The following is a 16,378-nucleotide window of genomic DNA, read 5'->3' as shown; positions in this document are numbered from 1 at the left end:
TCCCTTCCCCGGAGGACCATGCGCGAATCGAGATCACTCAGCTATCTGGCCCGATTGGGTTTCGCAGATCTTGAGTGGGCAGACGAACAGCTCCGCGTCGTCGCCTCCCTGGCGAGCCTCGACATCGACGATCTGGTCGCGGCGATCCCGTCCGCTCCCGATCCCGATCAGGCTCTTTCGCTCCTCGCCATTCTCCTGCGCAGGGCGCCGGAGGAGGTCACCGCGGTTCTCGCCGAGGAGCGCTACCGAGTCCGTCTCATCCGAGTGCTCGGCGCATCCAAGGGCCTCGGCGACTTCTTTTCCCGCCATCCGGCCGAACTCGCCGTCCTGGCGGATCCACGACTCGTGCTCCCCACCGCAGACGAGGCTCGTACCGCCCTGCTCGACTCTGTCGGCTCGGAGGGCGGCTTCGCTGCGGCACCGGGAGAAGACGCGTGGACAGCGCTCCGCGTGCGGTACCGGGCTCTGCTGGCCCGAGTCGCCGCGTACGACCTCGAGCAGGTCGACCCCGTCGCAGGGCTCGACCGCATCGCCGCGGTGCTCGCCGACCTTGCTGCCGCCGCCCTCGAGGCGTCGCTGAGCGTCGCCCGCACGACGCTCTCGACAAAGGGACTCGGCCTCTGGTTCTTCGACCGCGAGAGCGTCGCCGCGACCCGACTCGCGATCATCGGAATGGGCAAGGCCGGAGCGCGAGAGCTCAACTACGTGAGCGACGTCGACGTGATCTTCGTGGGAGAGGCGCAGCCCGACAGCGAATTGACGCCCGAGCGCGCGATCGAGATCGCGACGAGACTGGCCATGCTCACGATGCGTGGCATCAACGAGTCAGGGATCGAGCCGGGACTGTGGGAGGTCGACCCGAACCTCCGGCCCGAGGGCAAGGACGGCGCACTCGTGCGCTCCCTCGACTCGCACATCGCCTACTACGACCGGTGGGCAAAGAGCTGGGAGTTCCAGGCGCTCCTCAAGGCCAGGCCGCTTGCCGGCGACGCTGAGCTCGGCCTGGAGTACGTCGCCGCAACCGCTCCCCGAGTCTGGTCCAGCGCCTCCCGCGAGGGATTCGTCGAGTCGGCGCAGAAGATGCGCGAGCGGGTCACGCAGCACATCCCCACAGACGACGTTCACTATCAGATCAAGCTCGGCCCGGGCGGGCTGCGCGACATCGAGTTCACGGTTCAGCTTCTGCAGCTGGTCCACGGGCAGACAGACGACGAGATCCACCAGGCCGGCACCATCGCCGCGTTGACAGCCCTTGCCGACCGTGGCTACATCGGTCGGGCCGAGCAGATCGAGTTCGCGGAGGATTACCGCATCCTTCGGCTTCTCGAGCACCGCCTGCAGCTGCGCTTTCTCAAACGCACCCATCTGATGCCCCGCGACGAACTCGGTCAGCGGGTACTCGCGCGCGCCGCTGATCTCGAGCCGTCTGCAGCGCAGCTCATCGAGCGGTGGAACGGTATCAAGCATCGCGTGCGCACCCTTCACGTCAGACTCTTCTACCGCCCGCTGCTCGCGGCCGTCGCCGGCCTCTCGGCAGACGAGGTGGCTCTCACGAGCCAACAGGCAGAGGCGCGGCTCGCCGCCATCGGATTCATCGACCCGCGTGGAGCGCTGAAGCACATCGAGGCCATGACCTCGGGGGTCTCTCGAAAGGCGAGCATCCAGAGGCACCTCCTGCCGGTGATGCTGCAGTGGTTCGCCGACGGCGCCGATCCCGACTACGGTCTGCTCGCCTTCCGACGTCTCAGCGACTCTCTCGGCGACACCTACTGGTTCTTGAGGATGCTGCGCGATTCGTCGGGGGCCGCATCCAGACTCACGCACGTGCTGTCGGCATCTCGCTACGTCGGGCAACTGCTCCAGAACATACCCGAGGCCGCAGCGTGGCTCGAGGCCGAAGACGAGTTGCGTCCTCGCTCTCGCGCTGTGCTCGACGAGGAGATGCGCGCCATCATCGCGCGCCACGATGCGAAGGATGCCGCGGCGAGTGCCCTCCGCGCAGCACGCCGTCGAGAGGTGCTGCGACTCGCCATCTCGTCGATCCTCGGCATCATCACCGTCGACGAACTCGCTCGCGGTCTGACCGACGTCACGACAGTTCTGCTGACGGGCATCACCGATATCGTGCGGCGGCCGATGCCGAGCGGCACCGACGGAATCGACTTCGCGATCATCGGCATGGGCAGGCTCGGCGGGCGCGAGGTCGGATTCGGCTCCGACACAGACGTGATGTACGTCTACCGGGCGCGTTCGGCCGACAACCAGACCGCCGCGTCGGATGCTCTCGCCATCGCCACCGAGATCAAGCGCCTCACCGAAGACAATCGGCTTCCGCTCGAGATCGACATCGATCTGCGACCCGAGGGCAAGAACGGCGCGGTGGTGCGCTCGCTCGATTCGTATCGGGCGTACTACGCGAGATGGTCGCTGACCTGGGAGGCGCAGGCGCTCCTCCGAGCTCGAGGCCTGGTGGGCGACGAATCGCTCATCAGTGACTTCGAGCAGCTCGCCGACACCGTTCGCTTTCCCGCTGAGATCGCCGAGAAAGAGGTTCGCGAGGTCAAGAGGATCAAGGCTCGGGTCGAGAACGAGCGCCTGCCGCAGGGCACCGACCCGCTTCGACACCTCAAGCTGGGCCGAGGCAGTCTCAGCGACGTCGAGTGGCTCGTGCAGCTGACTCAACTGCAGTGGGGCAGCCGCATCCCGTCACTGCGCACCACGTCGACGCTCGAAGCGCTGGATGCCGCTGTCGCGGCCGACCTCGTCACGGAGGCCGACGCATCCGTTCTTCGTGCCGCCTGGGTCTTCGCGTCGCGCGCTCGCTCCGCTGTGACGCTGTGGGCCAACAAGAACTCGGATGTACTGCCGAGTGATCGCAAAGCGCTCGACGGCATCGCTCGTCTGCTCGAATACCCTCGGGGTTCGGCCACGACGCTGGAGGAGGACTACCTCGGAGTCACCCGCAGGGCCAGGGCCGTCTTCGAACGGCTCTTCTACGGCGTCTAGATTTTCTGCGCACGGCCACGCGGCGCGGACGATCGGCACCGGGTTGCCCGTAGCCTTGACCAGTGAGTGATGGCATCAACGACCGGCAGAGCGTGCACCGACGACGGGTGAGACAGTCCCTGATCGAGCTGGCGGGTGGCGCCATCCGAGGGGCCGGCACTCCCACCCAGATCATCTCCGTCGTCGGGGGAGACGACGCACTGTCGCAACGTCACGCCCGGCTGGTCATCGACCTCTGTCTCCGGGCGGGCGAGGCGATGCTCGCCACCGGCGCATCGGCGTCGGACGTGGTTGCGACCGTGTTGAGAATCAGCGACGCTTATGGAATAAGCGCGATGCACGTCGACATCACGTTCACCTCGATAACGGTCTCCATCCATCGGGGAATGAACGAGGATCCGCTCTCGGTTATGCGAATCGTGAGGGTGCGCACCACCGATTACACACGCTTGCAGGCGGTCTACCTGCTCATCGACGAGATCGCGGGCCAGCAGGAACCCCTCGACGTCGAGACGGCCCGGGATCGGCTGACAGCCATTCTGGCGAGTCCGCATCCTTACCGGCACTGGGTCGTGGCCGCGGGCCAGGCCGTCTTGGCCAGCGGTGTCGTCGTGATGTTCGACGTGAGTATCGTGCTCGTCCTCGCCACTGCGATCACGGCCGCCACATCCCATCTCATCGTGCGCAAGCTCAGCAGATGGTCGGTGCCCGGGTTCTTCGCCCAGATGGCAGCGGCCATCGCCACCACGTCCATCGCCGTGTTCATCTTCTGGTTGCGCTCGGTCGGCATCGAGCTTCCTGGCTCGAACAGCCCCACGGTGATCGTCATCGCCGGGATCATCACGCTTCTCTCCGGCGTCGGGCTGACAGCGTCGGCCAGGGACGCCATCGACGGATACTACGTGACCGCGACGGCGCGGGGCATGGAAGTGCTGATGCTCACGCTCGGCCTCGCCGTCGGCATCTCGCTCGTGCTCGGATTCGCGCTCCGAATCGGCATTCCTGTCTCCATCTCCACGTCGCTGGGAGACCGCATCGGCCTCGTTTCCGGGACTGTAGGTGCCATGCTCATCGGCGTCGGTTTCGCACTCACCTCGTATGTGCGCCTCCGGCTCGTGTTGCTGATGGCCGTGGCCGCAGGGGGTATCTTCGCCGTCTACTCGGCGGTGCTTCCATTCGCCACGCAGCCCGGGCTGGCTCCCGGTATCGCGGGAACGGTGGCGGGGGTCGTCGGGTACCTCGCCTACCGGTGGGTCAAGGTTCCAGAAGGCGCCGTGACGATGGCGGGGATCATCTCCCTCATCCCGGGGCTCGCCGTCTACCGCGCGCTGTACGGATTCATGGATGCAGAGTTCGCCGCCGCGGACACGCTGCCCCCGGTGGTGATGGCCCTGGCCACAGGAATCGGCCTCGCAGCGGGAACGACCATCGGCGGATTCGGCGCCCGTCGTCTCTTCGGCTTCGATCGACAGGCCAGGCTGGCCACCCAGCGCTCACGGGCGCCGCGCTAGCGCAGAGGTCTTATCCCTTCCCGGTGTCGTCGAAGCCACAGCGCGGTGTCACCGCCGAGCTAGGTTGGGCCGAGCCCCATCAATACGAGGACTTCGGAACGGAGTTCCTGCTCTACGCGCCGCGGAGGATCGAGGAGGTCGGCATCGTGGTCGCTTTCGTCGAGGAGAGTATCCGGTTTGCTCGCGGTGATTGAGCCGGATCCGATGTGTCACGTCGCCGGACAAAACAAACGAGTCCGCAGGAATGAACTTCTCGGTCTGGGACGACCGGGCCACTCGTGCGGACTCGTTGCGGACCGATGAGGCGTAAACCCCCTCAGATCCTTATGTTCTCGTTAGACCCCGTAGTACAGCTCGAACTCGAACGGGTGCGGACGCTGCTGGAGCGGCTTGATCTCGTTCTCGCGCTTGTAGCTGATCCAGTTCTCGATCAGGTCGATCGTGAACACGTTGCCCTGGAGAAGGAACTCGTGGTCGGCCTCGAGCGCGTCGAGAGCCTCGCCGAGCGATGCCGGACCCTGGGGGATGAGCTTCGCCTCTTCGGGCGGCAGCTCGTAGAGGTCCTTGTCGACCGGCTCGTGCGGCTCGATGCGGTTGACGATTCCGTCGAGGCCAGCCATGAGCTGAGCCGCGAACGCCAGGTACGGGTTGCCCGAGGCATCCGGCGTGCGGAACTCGATGCGCTTGGCCTTCGGGTTCGTACCCGTGATCGGGATGCGGATCGACGCCGAGCGGTTACCGGCCGAGTAGACCAGGTTGACCGGGGCTTCGAAGCCGGGAACCAGGCGGTGGTAGCTGTTGACAGACGGGTTCGTGAACGCGTAGACGGCGGGGGCGTGAGCCAGGATTCCACCGATGTACCAGCGCGCGATGTCGCTCAGTCCGCCGTAGCCGGCCTCGTCGTAGAACAAGGGCGCGCCATCATTCCACAGCGACTGGTGCGTGTGCATGCCCGACCCGTTGTCTCCGAAGAGGGGCTTGGGCATGAACGTGGCCGTCTTGCCCCAGCGCTCGGCGACGTTCTTGACGATGTACTTGAACTTCAGGATGTCGTCGGCCGCGTGCACCATCGTGTCGAACTTGTAGTTGATCTCACCCTGGCCGGCGGTACCGACCTCGTGGTGGCCACGCTCGACCTCGAGCCCGGCAGCCATCAGTTCGAGCACGATGTCGTCACGCAGGTCTGCGTGCTTGTCGACCGGGCTGACGGGGAAGTATCCACCCTTGTAGGGCGTCTTGTTGGCGAGGTTTCCGCCTTCTTCGGTGCGGCCCGAGTTCCAGGCTGCCTCGTCGGAGTCGACGGAATAGGAGCTCGAGTGCTGGTTCACTTCGTACTTCACGTCGTCGAAGATGTAGAACTCGGCCTCGGGCGCGAAGAACGCTGTGTCGGCGATACCTGTCGAGGCGAGGTACTTCTCGGCCTTCTTGGCCACCTGGCGCGGGTCACGGTGGTAGATCTCGCCGTTGCGCGGGTTGTAGATGTCGAAGATCATGATCAGCGTGCGGTTGACGCGGAACGGATCGATGTAGGCCGTCGACACGTCAGGGATGATCTGCATGTCCGACTCGTGGATCGACGCGAAACCGCGAATCGACGAACCGTCGAACATCTGCCCGACGGTGAAGAAAGACTCGTCGACCGTGGATGCGGGGATGGTGATGTGCTGCTGGACACCGGGAAGATCGGTGAACCGAATATCAAGGAACTTTACGTCCGTGTCCTTGATGAACTTGAGCACCTCGGAAGAATCACTGAACATGTGAGAGACTCCAAATGGCTTGGTACAGAGGAACAGCTGCGAACGCAGCCGTCACGAGCCTACGGGGAAGCGGTTACCCAGCAGTGACGCATTTGTTTCAGGCATGTTACGGCTTGCCTGTAATGCCCTCATCGCGGCGGTCGTAAACTCGTCTGGTGCCCACTTCGCCCGTGTCCTCGTCGCCCCAAGGGGCTCCGCCCAGCAACTGGCCGGGGGAGCGGATGGGCTTTCCTCGCGCGGGTGTCGGCTCTGTCGCCCGCAGCGGCCGTCGGCTCGCCGCGATTTTCATCGACTTCGCCGCGTGCTACGTCGTCTATTTCGCGTTCTTCTTCGGCAGCGATTGGGCCAGCCTGGTCATCTTCGCCGTCGAGCAGGTCGTTCTGCTATCGACTCTCGGAAGCGGCCTCGGGCACTTCATCCTCGGGATCCGCATCGTGAAGGTCGATGGAAGCTATGCGGGCGTCTGGCGTCCTGTTCTTCGCACCGGGCTGCTCCTGCTGCTCATCCCCGCGTTGATCTGGGACTCGGATCAGCGAGGCCTGCACGACGTGTTCGCCGGCACGGTGCTCGTCATGCGCCGCTGACGCGGATCAGCGGCCGCGCTGGGGTCGAACCTTGAAGGGGTCGACACCCTTCGGAATCGGCATTCCGGTGGAGCCGAGCGACGTGAGCCTATTGCTGACAGCCATGACCTCGGCCTTGTTGAGAGCAGGCTTCACCTTCGCCATGCGGCTGGGGATCTTGTGCAACGGAACCGCGTCGGGGTCGTTCGAATCGACGTGCAGAAATGTCACCGGCACGTTGGGGAGGACGCGAAGAACCTTGCGACGCTCTTCTTCGAGCATCCGGGTCGTGCGCGTCTTCGATCCTTCGCTGATGAGAACGACGCCGCCGCGACCGACGGCACGATATACGGCGTCCTGAGTCTTTCCATTCACCGCAACGGGCATCTCGCTGCCGCGCCAGCTGCGCTTGAGGCTGGACCGGAGGACGGCGCCGACGGCGCCAGGCTGGCCGGCGATCTGGCCATAGGCCGCGCGCTCCGCTCGGCGCCCGAGAATGATCAGCGCGACCAGGAAGCCCGCGAGAACCCCCGCGATGATCCACATGGCCATGGCGAAGCCGTTACCGTTCGACAGGAGGAGGGCGACGATGAGTCCTGCTGCGACGGGAAGAAGGAACCCGAGCGCCATGATCCATACGACGTTCTTGTCGTAGCGGCGGGTCATGTTGAAGACCTGCCACATCTGCTTGATGCGACCCGGTTCTTTGGGGGCCTTCGGGGTGGATTGCTCAGACTTGCGTGCCATGCGTCAAGGATACCGAGTCGGATTCGTTCATGCCGACCAGTTCGCTCACGGCAGTCTCACCGCTCCTCCACAACGGCTCGTGCGGCGGGGACTGCACAGATGGCGCGCAACACACGCACGCGCCCAGCTCGTCGGCCGAGGATCGGTGTATGACCCGTCGCCAGCAGCCGATCCAGCCTGAGCCGCGGGCCGCACCCGGAGGACGCGACCTCGACGCGTCGAGACTCGGTGATGTCGCGGGCCACAGGATCGTGCGGCGCCTCGCGGTGGGAACCAGGGCGACGCTCCTTCTCGCGCACGCGTCAGGCCGCGGAGACGGCGAGGGCCCGAGTCCTCGGGTCTTGAAGATCTTCGGAGCCAGCACATCAGCGGCGTCTATCGACGTCGAGCTCGCGGCACTGAGCGATGTCGGGATACCTCATGTGGTGCGCCTCCTCGACGTCGCCAGCATCGACGACGGCGCGGCCCCGTGCTTCGTCTTAGAGAGGTTGCCCGGGCCGTCCCTCTCCACCTATCTGGGCCAGACGAGTTCGCTGAGCCCCGGCGAAGCAGTCACCATCCTCGCGCCTCTGTGCTCAGCACTTCACGCTCTTCACCGTGCAGGCGTCACCCACGGCGGGATCCACCTGCGTCGGATCGTATTCGACCATCGCGGATCCCCGACTCTCACCGGCTTCGGCCGCGGCATGCTTCGTCAGTCGCCGACAGCGCTCCACTCGGCGGCATGGCCCGGTGCACCCGTGCCCACCTCCGATTCCCCGTATTCGACGGAAGAGGCGTGGCGAGACGCCGTCGTCGCAGACCAGCGCGGTCTACTCGACGTCGTTGATGAGGTGCTGAGCCGCATCGATGCTGAACGGATGCCGACGAGCTTTCCGTTGGCGAGACTAGGGCGGGCGATCACCGAAGGACCGAGGAGAGAGTTCTTGCCGGAGCTCGAAAGAGCACTCTTCGGGATCGCTCCGGCAGAGGTCGTGTCCATCGCTCCGACGCCGACAGTACCCGTCGCCGCAGCGGATCGAGCAGCGAAAACGGAATACGACTGGTCTTCATCGACGCCCGCGGCTGCGCCCGCGCAGACCGAGAACCGTCTGGTCGCGGCACTACGCGTTCTCGGCGTCTCGTCGGCAGGTCTCGAGTTGGCCTCGTCGGTGATCGAGCTGAGGAATCGGTTCTCGAAACGGCAGCGATCACCCGCCGCGACGCCCTCGGCAGAGGAACAGCTCGACGCTGGCGGCACCCGGATTCGACCGCGACGTAAGCCGTTGCTCGTCGCCGCGTCGTGCGCGGTCTTCGCTGCGACCGCGCTCCTGCTCGCCCTTCCGTCGCCGCCCGACGGCGCTCGGGCCGGCGGAGAGAACACCTCGACGACGCGTGATTCAACGACCGAGCCTTCATCTGACGTAGCCGCCCCACCTGCTCCGGCTCCGGCCGAGCCCGCTCCGACAAACGACGATCCCGTCTCAGCACTTCAGACCCTCGCACGGATGAATGAGGGATGTGCCGCTGCCGCAGAGCCGGAAGGCTGCCTCGCAACGGTGTTTCAGAAGGACTACATGGACTCGCGATCGACCGACGAGCCATTTGCCCTCATCGAGGCTGGTGACGCCGTCTTGACCGGCTCGTGGGGCGGGTCCGCTCTCGTCGCGGCCCGATTAAACGGCCAACCGGCCTCGTTCCTTCTGCTGAAGGGCGAGGCCGGCTGGCGAATTCGCGATGTCTTTACGAGCGACTAGTAGCCCAGGTTGCCCTCGAACGCGCCCTCTTCGAGGCGGTTCTTCACGGCGACGAGGAATCGGGCTGCATCTGCGCCATCGACGATGCGGTGGTCGTAGCTCAGCGCCAGGTACACGGTCGAACGGATGGCGATGGCTTCGCCCTCGCTCGTCTTGACCACGAGAGGCTTACGCGACACGATGCCGGTGCCGAGGATCGCGACCTGGGGGAGGAAGACGACAGGAGTGTCGAAGAGCGCGCCGCGCGAACCCGTGTTCGTCAGCGTGAACGTGCCGCCCGCGAGCTCATCGGGCTTGAGCTTGTTGTCGCGCGTGCGCGTCGCCAGGTCGGCGATCTCGCGAGCGAATCCGGCGAGATCGAGTTCGCCGGCGTTCTTGACGACGGGCGTCAGCAAGCCGCGCTCGGTGTCGACCGCGATGCTCACGTTCTCGTGATCGGGGTAGACGATGCTGTCACCGTCAACCGTGGCGTTGATGATCGGGTACGCCTTGAGGGCCTCCGTCGCAGCGAGAGCGAAGAAGGGGAGGAAGCTCAGCTTGTTGCCGGTCTTCTCCTGGAACGTCGCCTTCACCTTGTCGCGCAGAGCGGCGACGCGGGTCACGTCGACCTCGACAACGCTGGTCAGCTGAGCCGTCGACTGCATCGACTCGACCGCGCGCTGCGCGACGACCTTGCGCAGACGCGACATCGGCTGGGTCGTGCCACGAAGGTCGGAGACAGGGAGCGTCGTGGCGACGGCGGCTGCAGGTGCTTCAGCGGAAGCCTGTGCGGCGGGTGCCTTGGCGGCTTCTGCTGCAGCGAGGACGTCTTCCTTGCGGATGCGTCCTCCGACGCCGCTTCCCGTGAGGGTGGCGAGGTCGATGCCATTGTCACCCGCGAGCTTGCGAACCAGGGGAGTGACGTATCCGGCATTAGCCGCACGGGACGAGTCGTCCGAGGCGGGCGCGGCTGCGGGGGCCACCGCTGCGGCAGGGGCGGGAGCCGCGGCCGGGGCAGGAGCGGCAGCCGGGGCGGGTGCGGGCGCCGACGAGGCGGCGGGTGCTGGAGTGGCGGGCGCGGGGGTGGCGGCCGGTGCGGGCTCTGCGGCGGGAGCCGGTGCGGCAGGCGCTTCCTCCGGAGCAGGAGCGGGCGCAGGAGCTTCGGCTTCGGTCTCGGCCTCGACCGACGGCTCCTCGGCGGGAATCTCTTCCGCCGCAGCGGGCTCTGCCGGTGCCTCGGAAGCCGGAGCGGAACTGCCGTCTCCGATGCGCACGAGCGCGGTTCCGACCTCGACGGTCTCGTCCTCCTGGACCAGAATCTCCTCGATCACACCGGCGACGGGTGACGGGATCTCTGTGTCTACCTTGTCCGTTGACACTTCGAGCAGGGGTTCGTCGACCTCGACGCGGTCTCCCACACTCTTGAGCCAGCGGGTTACCGTTCCCTCTGTGACACTCTCACCGAGTGCTGGAAGGTTGACGGATTCGCTCATTAGCTTGTCTCCTTTAGAAACCGATCGTGGTTTTTAGCTTACTTGTATTGGGTATGTGGGTGACGCGGTATGGCTAGAGGGCGTGCAGGGGCTTGCCTGCCAAAGCGAGGTGTGCCTCGCCCAGAGCTTCGTTCTGAGTGGGATGAGCGTGCACGAGCTGCGCGACGTCCTCGGGGTACGCCTCCCAATTCACGATGAGTTGCGCCTCGCCGATGAGTTCTCCGACGCGAGCACCGATCATGTGGATGCCGACGACGGGACCGTCGGCGACGCGTACGACCTTGACCGAGCCGGTCGTGCCGATGATGTGGCTCTTGCCGTTGCCGCCGAGGCTGTAGTCATACGACTGCACACGATCCTGGCCGTATTCGGCTACTGCTCGAGCCTCGGTCAGGCCGACGGATGCGACCTCAGGATCGGAGTAGGTCACCTTGGGGATGTTCACGTCGTCGACGATCTGCGGCGACAGGCCCGCGATCTCCTCGGCGACGAAGATGCCGTGTTGGAACCCGCGGTGCGCGAGCTGGAGCCCTGGAACGATGTCGCCGACCGCGTACAGACCGGCGATGTTGGTCTCGAGTCGCTCGTTCGTGATGACGAAGCCGCGATCGATCTCCACTCCGACCTCTTCGAATCCCAAGCCCTGGGTCGACGGACCACGTCCGACGGCGACCAGGAGGAGTTCCGCCTCGATCTTCCGACCGTCTTCGAGCGTGACCACGACTCCGTCGTCATCCTGCTCGACCGACTGGAATCGCGTACCGAGCGAGAATTCGATGCCGCGCTTGCGGAACGCGCGCTCGAACTGCTTGCTGATCGACTCCTCCTCGTTGGGCACGAGATGGGGGAGCGCCTCGATGATCGTCACATCGGACCCGAAGGACTTCCACACGCTGGCGAACTCGACGCCGATCACTCCGCCACCGAGGATGGCGACCTTCTTGGGCACGAAGTCGAGCTCGAGGGCCTGCTCGCTCGTGATCACGCGGCCGCCGATCTCGAGGCCAGGCAGCGAGCGAGCGTACGACCCCGTCGCGAGAACGACGTTCTTGCCCTCGATGACGTCGTCACCGACCTGAACCCGCGTGGGAGAGACCAAACGGCCCTCACCGCGGATCACGGTGATCTTGCGCGCCTTGATGAGCCCCTCGAGGCCCTTGAACTTGCTCGAGACGATGCCCTCGCGGTAGGCGGTCACGCCGGCCATATCGACACCATCGAAGGTGGTCGAGATGCCGTACTTCGACGCGCCCCGCGCCGCGTCGGCGACTTCAGCAGAGTGCAGGAGCGCCTTGGTGGGAATGCAGCCGCGGTGAAGGCAGGTGCCGCCGAGCTTGTCTTTTTCGACGAGTGCCACGCTCAGCCCGAGAAGGCTGGCTCGAAGCGCTGCCGCATAGCCACCGCTTCCGCCGCCGAGAACGACCAGGTCGAAGTTCTGTTCAGACACCCGCGGTGACTCCCTCGTGAGAATTCGTGCTTGCCCGCGCTCCACGGATGAGTGGAACGGGCTGTGCTGGCGTGTTTTTGCGCCCTGTCGAGCCTACTACGGCCGACTTCACTCGGTCCGCGCGGGGGTCGCCGAGGCTGCCAGGGCGATCAGTGTGCGCACTGTGACGCCCGTCGGACCTTTTCCCGTGTAGCCGTACAGCGCATCCTTGTTCGTGCCCGCACCGGCGATGTCGAGGTGCACCCAGGGAACACGCCCCGATCCGTCAGCCGCCGTGCCGATGAACTCGCTCAGGAACACCGCCGCGATGAGCATGCCTCCCGCGGTGTTGCCGGGCTTGATGTTGGCGATGTCTGCGATGTCGGAGTTCAGCATGGGTCGGAATTCTTCGCCCAGGGGCATGTGCCACAGGAGCTCGCCCGCCGATTCGGCGGTGCGGAGCACCTCTCCGACCAGCGGGGAGCTTCCGAGCGTGCCCACGTAGCGGTTGCCGAGTGCGACGCTCGCGGCGCCGGTCAGCGTCGCCACATCGATGATCGCATCGGGGAACTCCTCGCTCGCCGCCACTAGACCGTCGGCGAGCACGAGTCGACCTTCGGCATCGGTGTTCAGCACCTCGACAGTCTTTCCGCCCCGGATCCGAAGCACGTCGCCCGGTCTGATCGCTGTGGCCGACGGCATGTTCTCCGCAAGGCAGAGCCAGGCGGTCACCCGCGTCGGCAGAGAGAGCCGGGCCGCGGCCAGAACCACGGACAGCACGGTGGCGGCTCCGGCCATGTCGTACTTCATGCCGATCATCGAGGCAGCGGGCTTCAACGAGAGGCCGCCGGAATCGAAGGTGATGCCCTTTCCGACGAGGGCGATGTGCCGCGCCTCGGCAGCGTTCGTGGGGGAGTAGCTGACCTTCACCAGACGCGGGGGCCGCGACGAGCCCTGCCCGACGCCCAGGATGCCGCCGAATCCTTCGTCGGCCAGCTGAGTCTCATCCCAGATGGTGACCTCGACACCGGGAATGCTGCCCAAGTCTGCGGCGCGCTCGGCGAAGGTCTGCGGGTAGAGATCGAGCGGCGACTCGTTCACGAGGTCGCGAACGAGGTGGATGGCGCGCCCCACCTCTGTCGCATACGCGACGGTCTCGGCAGACACCTGCAGCGAGGTGACGAGGGTGAACGATGCGGCGGGCCGCGACGTCGCGGATCCGCCATCAGCGCGGTACTCGGTGTACTCATAGGCGCCGAGCAGGCAGCCTTCGAGCACGGCGCGCGCCTGAGACTCGTCGTCGACGGGCAGCGACAGGGCGATCGAGGAGACCCCCAGCATCCGTCGTGCGGCCGAGCCCGCGGCGTAACGGAGGTCGTCGGCGCTCGGCGTGGCCGACGCCAGGCCGACGAGCGCTATCGATCGAGCAGCAATACCAGCGGGGGCCGGCACACGAACGAGGTCGTCCTTCGAGCCCGTGAGGCCGAGCACCGAGAGATCTGCGAAAGCCGGGTCGGCACCGAGCAGGGAAACCGCGGAGCCGACGAGAACGGGTCCGTCGTCGGTGCGGGTCACGCCCAGAACGAGTACATCGGCCGCGACATCGCCGGCGTCGGATGAGGAGAGGGCAAGAGAGGCGAGAGTCATGGTTCAACCCTATGGCGCGGATGTTCGCTCTCGGCATGCCGCGCCAGCCCGGTGGCGCCAGTCGCCGCGATTAGAGTTGAATCCATGACGGATTCGAGCGAGCTGTACGAGATCACCGGCGAGCTCGGCAACATTCCCGAGGGCCTCGACCTGGTGGTAGGTCTCACCGGATTCACCGATGCGGGCGGCGCTGTGGCTCAGATCGGCGAATACATTCTCGAGAACCTCAGCAACCGCGTCATCGCCGAGTTCGACACCGATGCCCTCCTCGACTACCGCGCTCGGCGCCCCGTGATCTACTTCGATCAAGATCACCTGAGCGACTACCAGCCCCCCGTTCTGCGCCTCTACCTGATGCAAGACGAACTGAACCAGCCGTTCCTCTTTCTCAACGGATTCGAGCCGGACTTCCGCTGGGAGGGGTTCACGAAGTCGGTCATCGATCTCATCGGCCTGCTGAAGATCAAGACCACGACATCGGTTCACGCGATCCCCATGCCCGTTCCGCACACCCGGCCGATCAGGGTGACCGTCAGCGGCAACAGGCTCGAGCTCATCGACGCTCTCTCCGTATGGAAGCCGCACACCCAGGTTCCGGCCAACGCGATGCATCTGGTGGAGTTCCGTCTTCAGGAGTTGACCCACCCCGTTGCGGGCTTCGCCCTCCTCATTCCGCACTATCTCGCCGACACGGAGTTCCCACTCGCGGCCCTAGGTGGCCTCGAGAGCATCAGTGCCGCCACCGGGCTGATCTTCCCCACAGACAAGCTCCGCGAAGAAGGGCGCGTCTTCCTCTCGAAGATCGACGAGCAGGTCGGCACCAACGGCGACCTCGAGAAGCTGGTCGGAACGCTCGAGGAGCGTCACGACGCCTACATGCAGGGCACTCCTCTCAAGTCGCCGCTCACAGATGAAGACGGCGAACTGCCGTCGGCTGACGAGATCGCCGAGGAGCTCGAGAAGTTCCTCGCCATCCGTCGTGCGGGCGACGATGACGCTGGGCCATCGCTCGGCCTCTGATCTCCACCGCGCCTCTCGCGCCGGGAACGACATCGTGCTCGGACGGGCCGTAGCATGAAGTACGTGAATTCCCGACGCGCCTGGCTTGTCTTCGCAGTCGGCGTCTTCGCCTACATGACGGCGGTGATGCAACGAACCACCCTCGGTGTCGCCGGAGTCGACGCTGCGGCACGGTTCGACTCGTCGGCTGCACTCCTCTCGACGCTCGCGGTGGTTCAACTCATCGTCTACGCGGGGCTCCAGATCCCGGTCGGCATACTCATCGACAGGGTCGGGCCGAAATGGCTGATCTCGATCGGGTGCACGCTGATGGTCGCCGGGCAGCTCGTCCTGTCGTTCGCACCGGACATCCCGATGGCCGTTCTCGGTCGTGTGTTCGTCGGGGCGGGAGACGCCGCCGTCTTCATCTCGGTCATCCGGCTCGTCAACTCCTGGTTCTCCGGGCCGATCGTGCCCCAGCTCAGCCAGTGGGTCGGCAACATCGGGCAGCTCGGACAGGTGCTATCGGCGCTGCCGTTCGCCTGGGTCCTGCACACGTTCGGCTGGTCGCCGGCATTCTCGGTCGCCGCGGCCGTGTCCTTCAGCGCGCTCGTTCTCTCGGTCGTCTTTCTCACTAATCGGCCCGCAGATGCTGCCGGTGACGGCAGGGTCGCGAGCATGCGCGAGGCCATCCGGATGTTGGGGCCCACGTTGCGCAGGCCGGGAACCCAATTGGGCTTCTGGTCGCATTTCGTCAGCCAATCGTCGGGAACGGTCTTCACGATCTTCTGGGGCTTCCCCTTCCTGGTCTCCGCCGTGGGACTCGACCGTGGCACGGCGGCCGCCTTCCTTGTCGTCATCGTCATCTCGGGAATGGTCGCCGGACCGATCCTGGGCATCCTGAGTGCCCGGTTTCCCCTTCGACGGTCGAATCTCGTGCTGGGGATAACCGTGGCCCTGGGTTTCGTGTGGGCCGCCGTTCTCCTGTGGCCGGGCATCCCTCCGATCTGGCTCATCGCGATCCTCACCGTGACCCTCGGCATCGGCGGCCCCGGGTCGCTGATCGGATTCGACTTCGCCCGGTCGTTCAACCCGGCCCGTTCTCTGGGCTCGGCCAACGGTGTGGTGAACGTGGGCGGATTCATGGCCAGTTTCGTCATGCTCTTTCTGATCGGGGTCATCCTCGACGTTCAGTACGACGCCGGCCTGAGCACGGACCTCTACTCGATGGATGCCTTCAGACTGGCCTTCTCGATCCAATACGTCGTGGTCGGCGCAGGTGTCCTCTTTCTGCTTCGCGCCCGCCGCCGCACACGACGACGGCTGCAGGAGGACGAGGGAATATCTGTCGCCCCTCTCTGGGTTGCACTTGTAGGAAAGTGGAAGCGCCGACGTCCGTAGGCGGAGGGGCATCTCTGCAATCCGTGCAATAATTGAGAATCGAGACCCGTTCTTGTGCAGGGTGTCTGGTGATCCAGACGCAAAAAACCCAGCACTTGACATGGGTCTTA

12 protein-coding genes are annotated in these 16,378 nt (G+C 65.4%); 7 read left to right on the top strand and 5 right to left on the bottom strand.

All coding sequences use genetic code 11. The features are described 5' to 3' along the window. Nucleotides 1-18 precede the first annotated feature (18 nt). The 3 genes from CCK87_RS06640 to CCK87_RS18220 all read left to right on the top strand — a co-directional run bounded on the left by CCK87_RS06640 (nt 19) and on the right by CCK87_RS18220 (nt 4,711). Complete coding sequence (locus tag CCK87_RS06640) at nt 19-3,006, top strand: bifunctional [glutamine synthetase] adenylyltransferase/[glutamine synthetase]-adenylyl-L-tyrosine phosphorylase (RefSeq protein WP_086460655.1); 2,988 nt, start codon at nt 19-21, stop codon at nt 3,004-3,006. Between the two features lie 62 nt (nt 3,007-3,068). Beyond that, the gene (locus CCK87_RS06635; protein WP_249273753.1) at nt 3,069-4,517 is read left to right on the top strand and encodes a threonine/serine exporter family protein; all 1,449 of its coding nucleotides are present in this window, start codon (nt 3,069-3,071) and stop codon (nt 4,515-4,517) included. 23 nt (nt 4,518-4,540) lie between these two features. Next, the gene (locus tag CCK87_RS18220; protein ID WP_170927174.1) at nt 4,541-4,711 is read left to right on the top strand and encodes a hypothetical protein; all 171 of its coding nucleotides are present in this window, start codon (nt 4,541-4,543) and stop codon (nt 4,709-4,711) included. 141 nt (nt 4,712-4,852) lie between these two features. On the opposite strand, the gene glnA is transcribed toward CCK87_RS18220, so the two are convergent. Beyond that, a complete protein-coding gene (glnA, locus tag CCK87_RS06630; RefSeq protein WP_055929015.1) occupies nt 4,853-6,277 on the bottom strand; it encodes a type I glutamate--ammonia ligase in 1,425 nt (474 codons plus the stop codon). Between the two features lie 155 nt (nt 6,278-6,432). On the opposite strand from glnA, the gene CCK87_RS06625 reads away from it, so the two are divergent. Further along, the gene (locus CCK87_RS06625; protein WP_086460654.1) at nt 6,433-6,861 is read left to right on the top strand and encodes an RDD family protein; all 429 of its coding nucleotides are present in this window, start codon (nt 6,433-6,435) and stop codon (nt 6,859-6,861) included. 6 nt (nt 6,862-6,867) lie between these two features. On the opposite strand, the gene CCK87_RS06620 is transcribed toward CCK87_RS06625, so the two are convergent. Then, a complete protein-coding gene (locus CCK87_RS06620) occupies nt 6,868-7,587 on the bottom strand; it encodes a DUF4191 domain-containing protein (protein WP_086460653.1) in 720 nt (239 codons plus the stop codon). Nucleotides 7,588-7,736: 149 nt separating this feature from the next. On the opposite strand from CCK87_RS06620, the gene CCK87_RS06615 reads away from it, so the two are divergent. Next, complete coding sequence (locus CCK87_RS06615) at nt 7,737-9,323, top strand: protein kinase (RefSeq protein ID WP_086460652.1); 1,587 nt, start codon at nt 7,737-7,739, stop codon at nt 9,321-9,323. Here the strand turns inward: CCK87_RS06615 and sucB are convergent. The 3 genes from sucB to CCK87_RS06600 form a co-directional block, all read right to left on the bottom strand. Continuing rightward, complete coding sequence (gene sucB / locus CCK87_RS06610; RefSeq protein WP_086460651.1) at nt 9,320-10,795, bottom strand: 2-oxoglutarate dehydrogenase, E2 component, dihydrolipoamide succinyltransferase; 1,476 nt, start codon at nt 10,793-10,795, stop codon at nt 9,320-9,322. The two genes, CCK87_RS06615 and sucB, sit on opposite strands and share 4 nt — an antisense overlap. Before the next feature lie 73 nt (nt 10,796-10,868). Continuing rightward, complete coding sequence (gene lpdA, locus CCK87_RS06605) at nt 10,869-12,242, bottom strand: dihydrolipoyl dehydrogenase (RefSeq protein WP_086460650.1); 1,374 nt, start codon at nt 12,240-12,242, stop codon at nt 10,869-10,871. A gap of 108 nt (nt 12,243-12,350) precedes the next feature. After that, nucleotides 12,351-13,868, bottom strand: a complete 1,518-nt coding sequence (locus CCK87_RS06600; RefSeq protein ID WP_086460649.1) for a leucyl aminopeptidase — start codon at nt 13,866-13,868, stop codon at nt 12,351-12,353. Nucleotides 13,869-13,952: 84 nt separating this feature from the next. On the opposite strand from CCK87_RS06600, the gene CCK87_RS06595 reads away from it, so the two are divergent. Continuing rightward, a complete protein-coding gene (locus CCK87_RS06595) occupies nt 13,953-14,888 on the top strand; it encodes a PAC2 family protein (RefSeq protein ID WP_086460648.1) in 936 nt (311 codons plus the stop codon). A 63-nt stretch (nt 14,889-14,951) separates the two neighbouring features. After that, entirely contained in the window at nt 14,952-16,268 is a 1,317-nt protein-coding gene (locus CCK87_RS06590; RefSeq protein WP_086461202.1) for an MFS transporter, read from the top strand. Nucleotides 16,269-16,378 lie beyond the last annotated feature (110 nt).

Source organism: Agreia sp. VKM Ac-1783 (assembly GCF_900177765.1).
Taxonomy (GTDB): domain Bacteria; phylum Actinomycetota; class Actinomycetes; order Actinomycetales; family Microbacteriaceae; genus Agreia.
The sequence above is the reverse complement of the archived record's forward strand: the minus strand, read 5'-3'. Positions and strand labels throughout refer to the sequence as shown.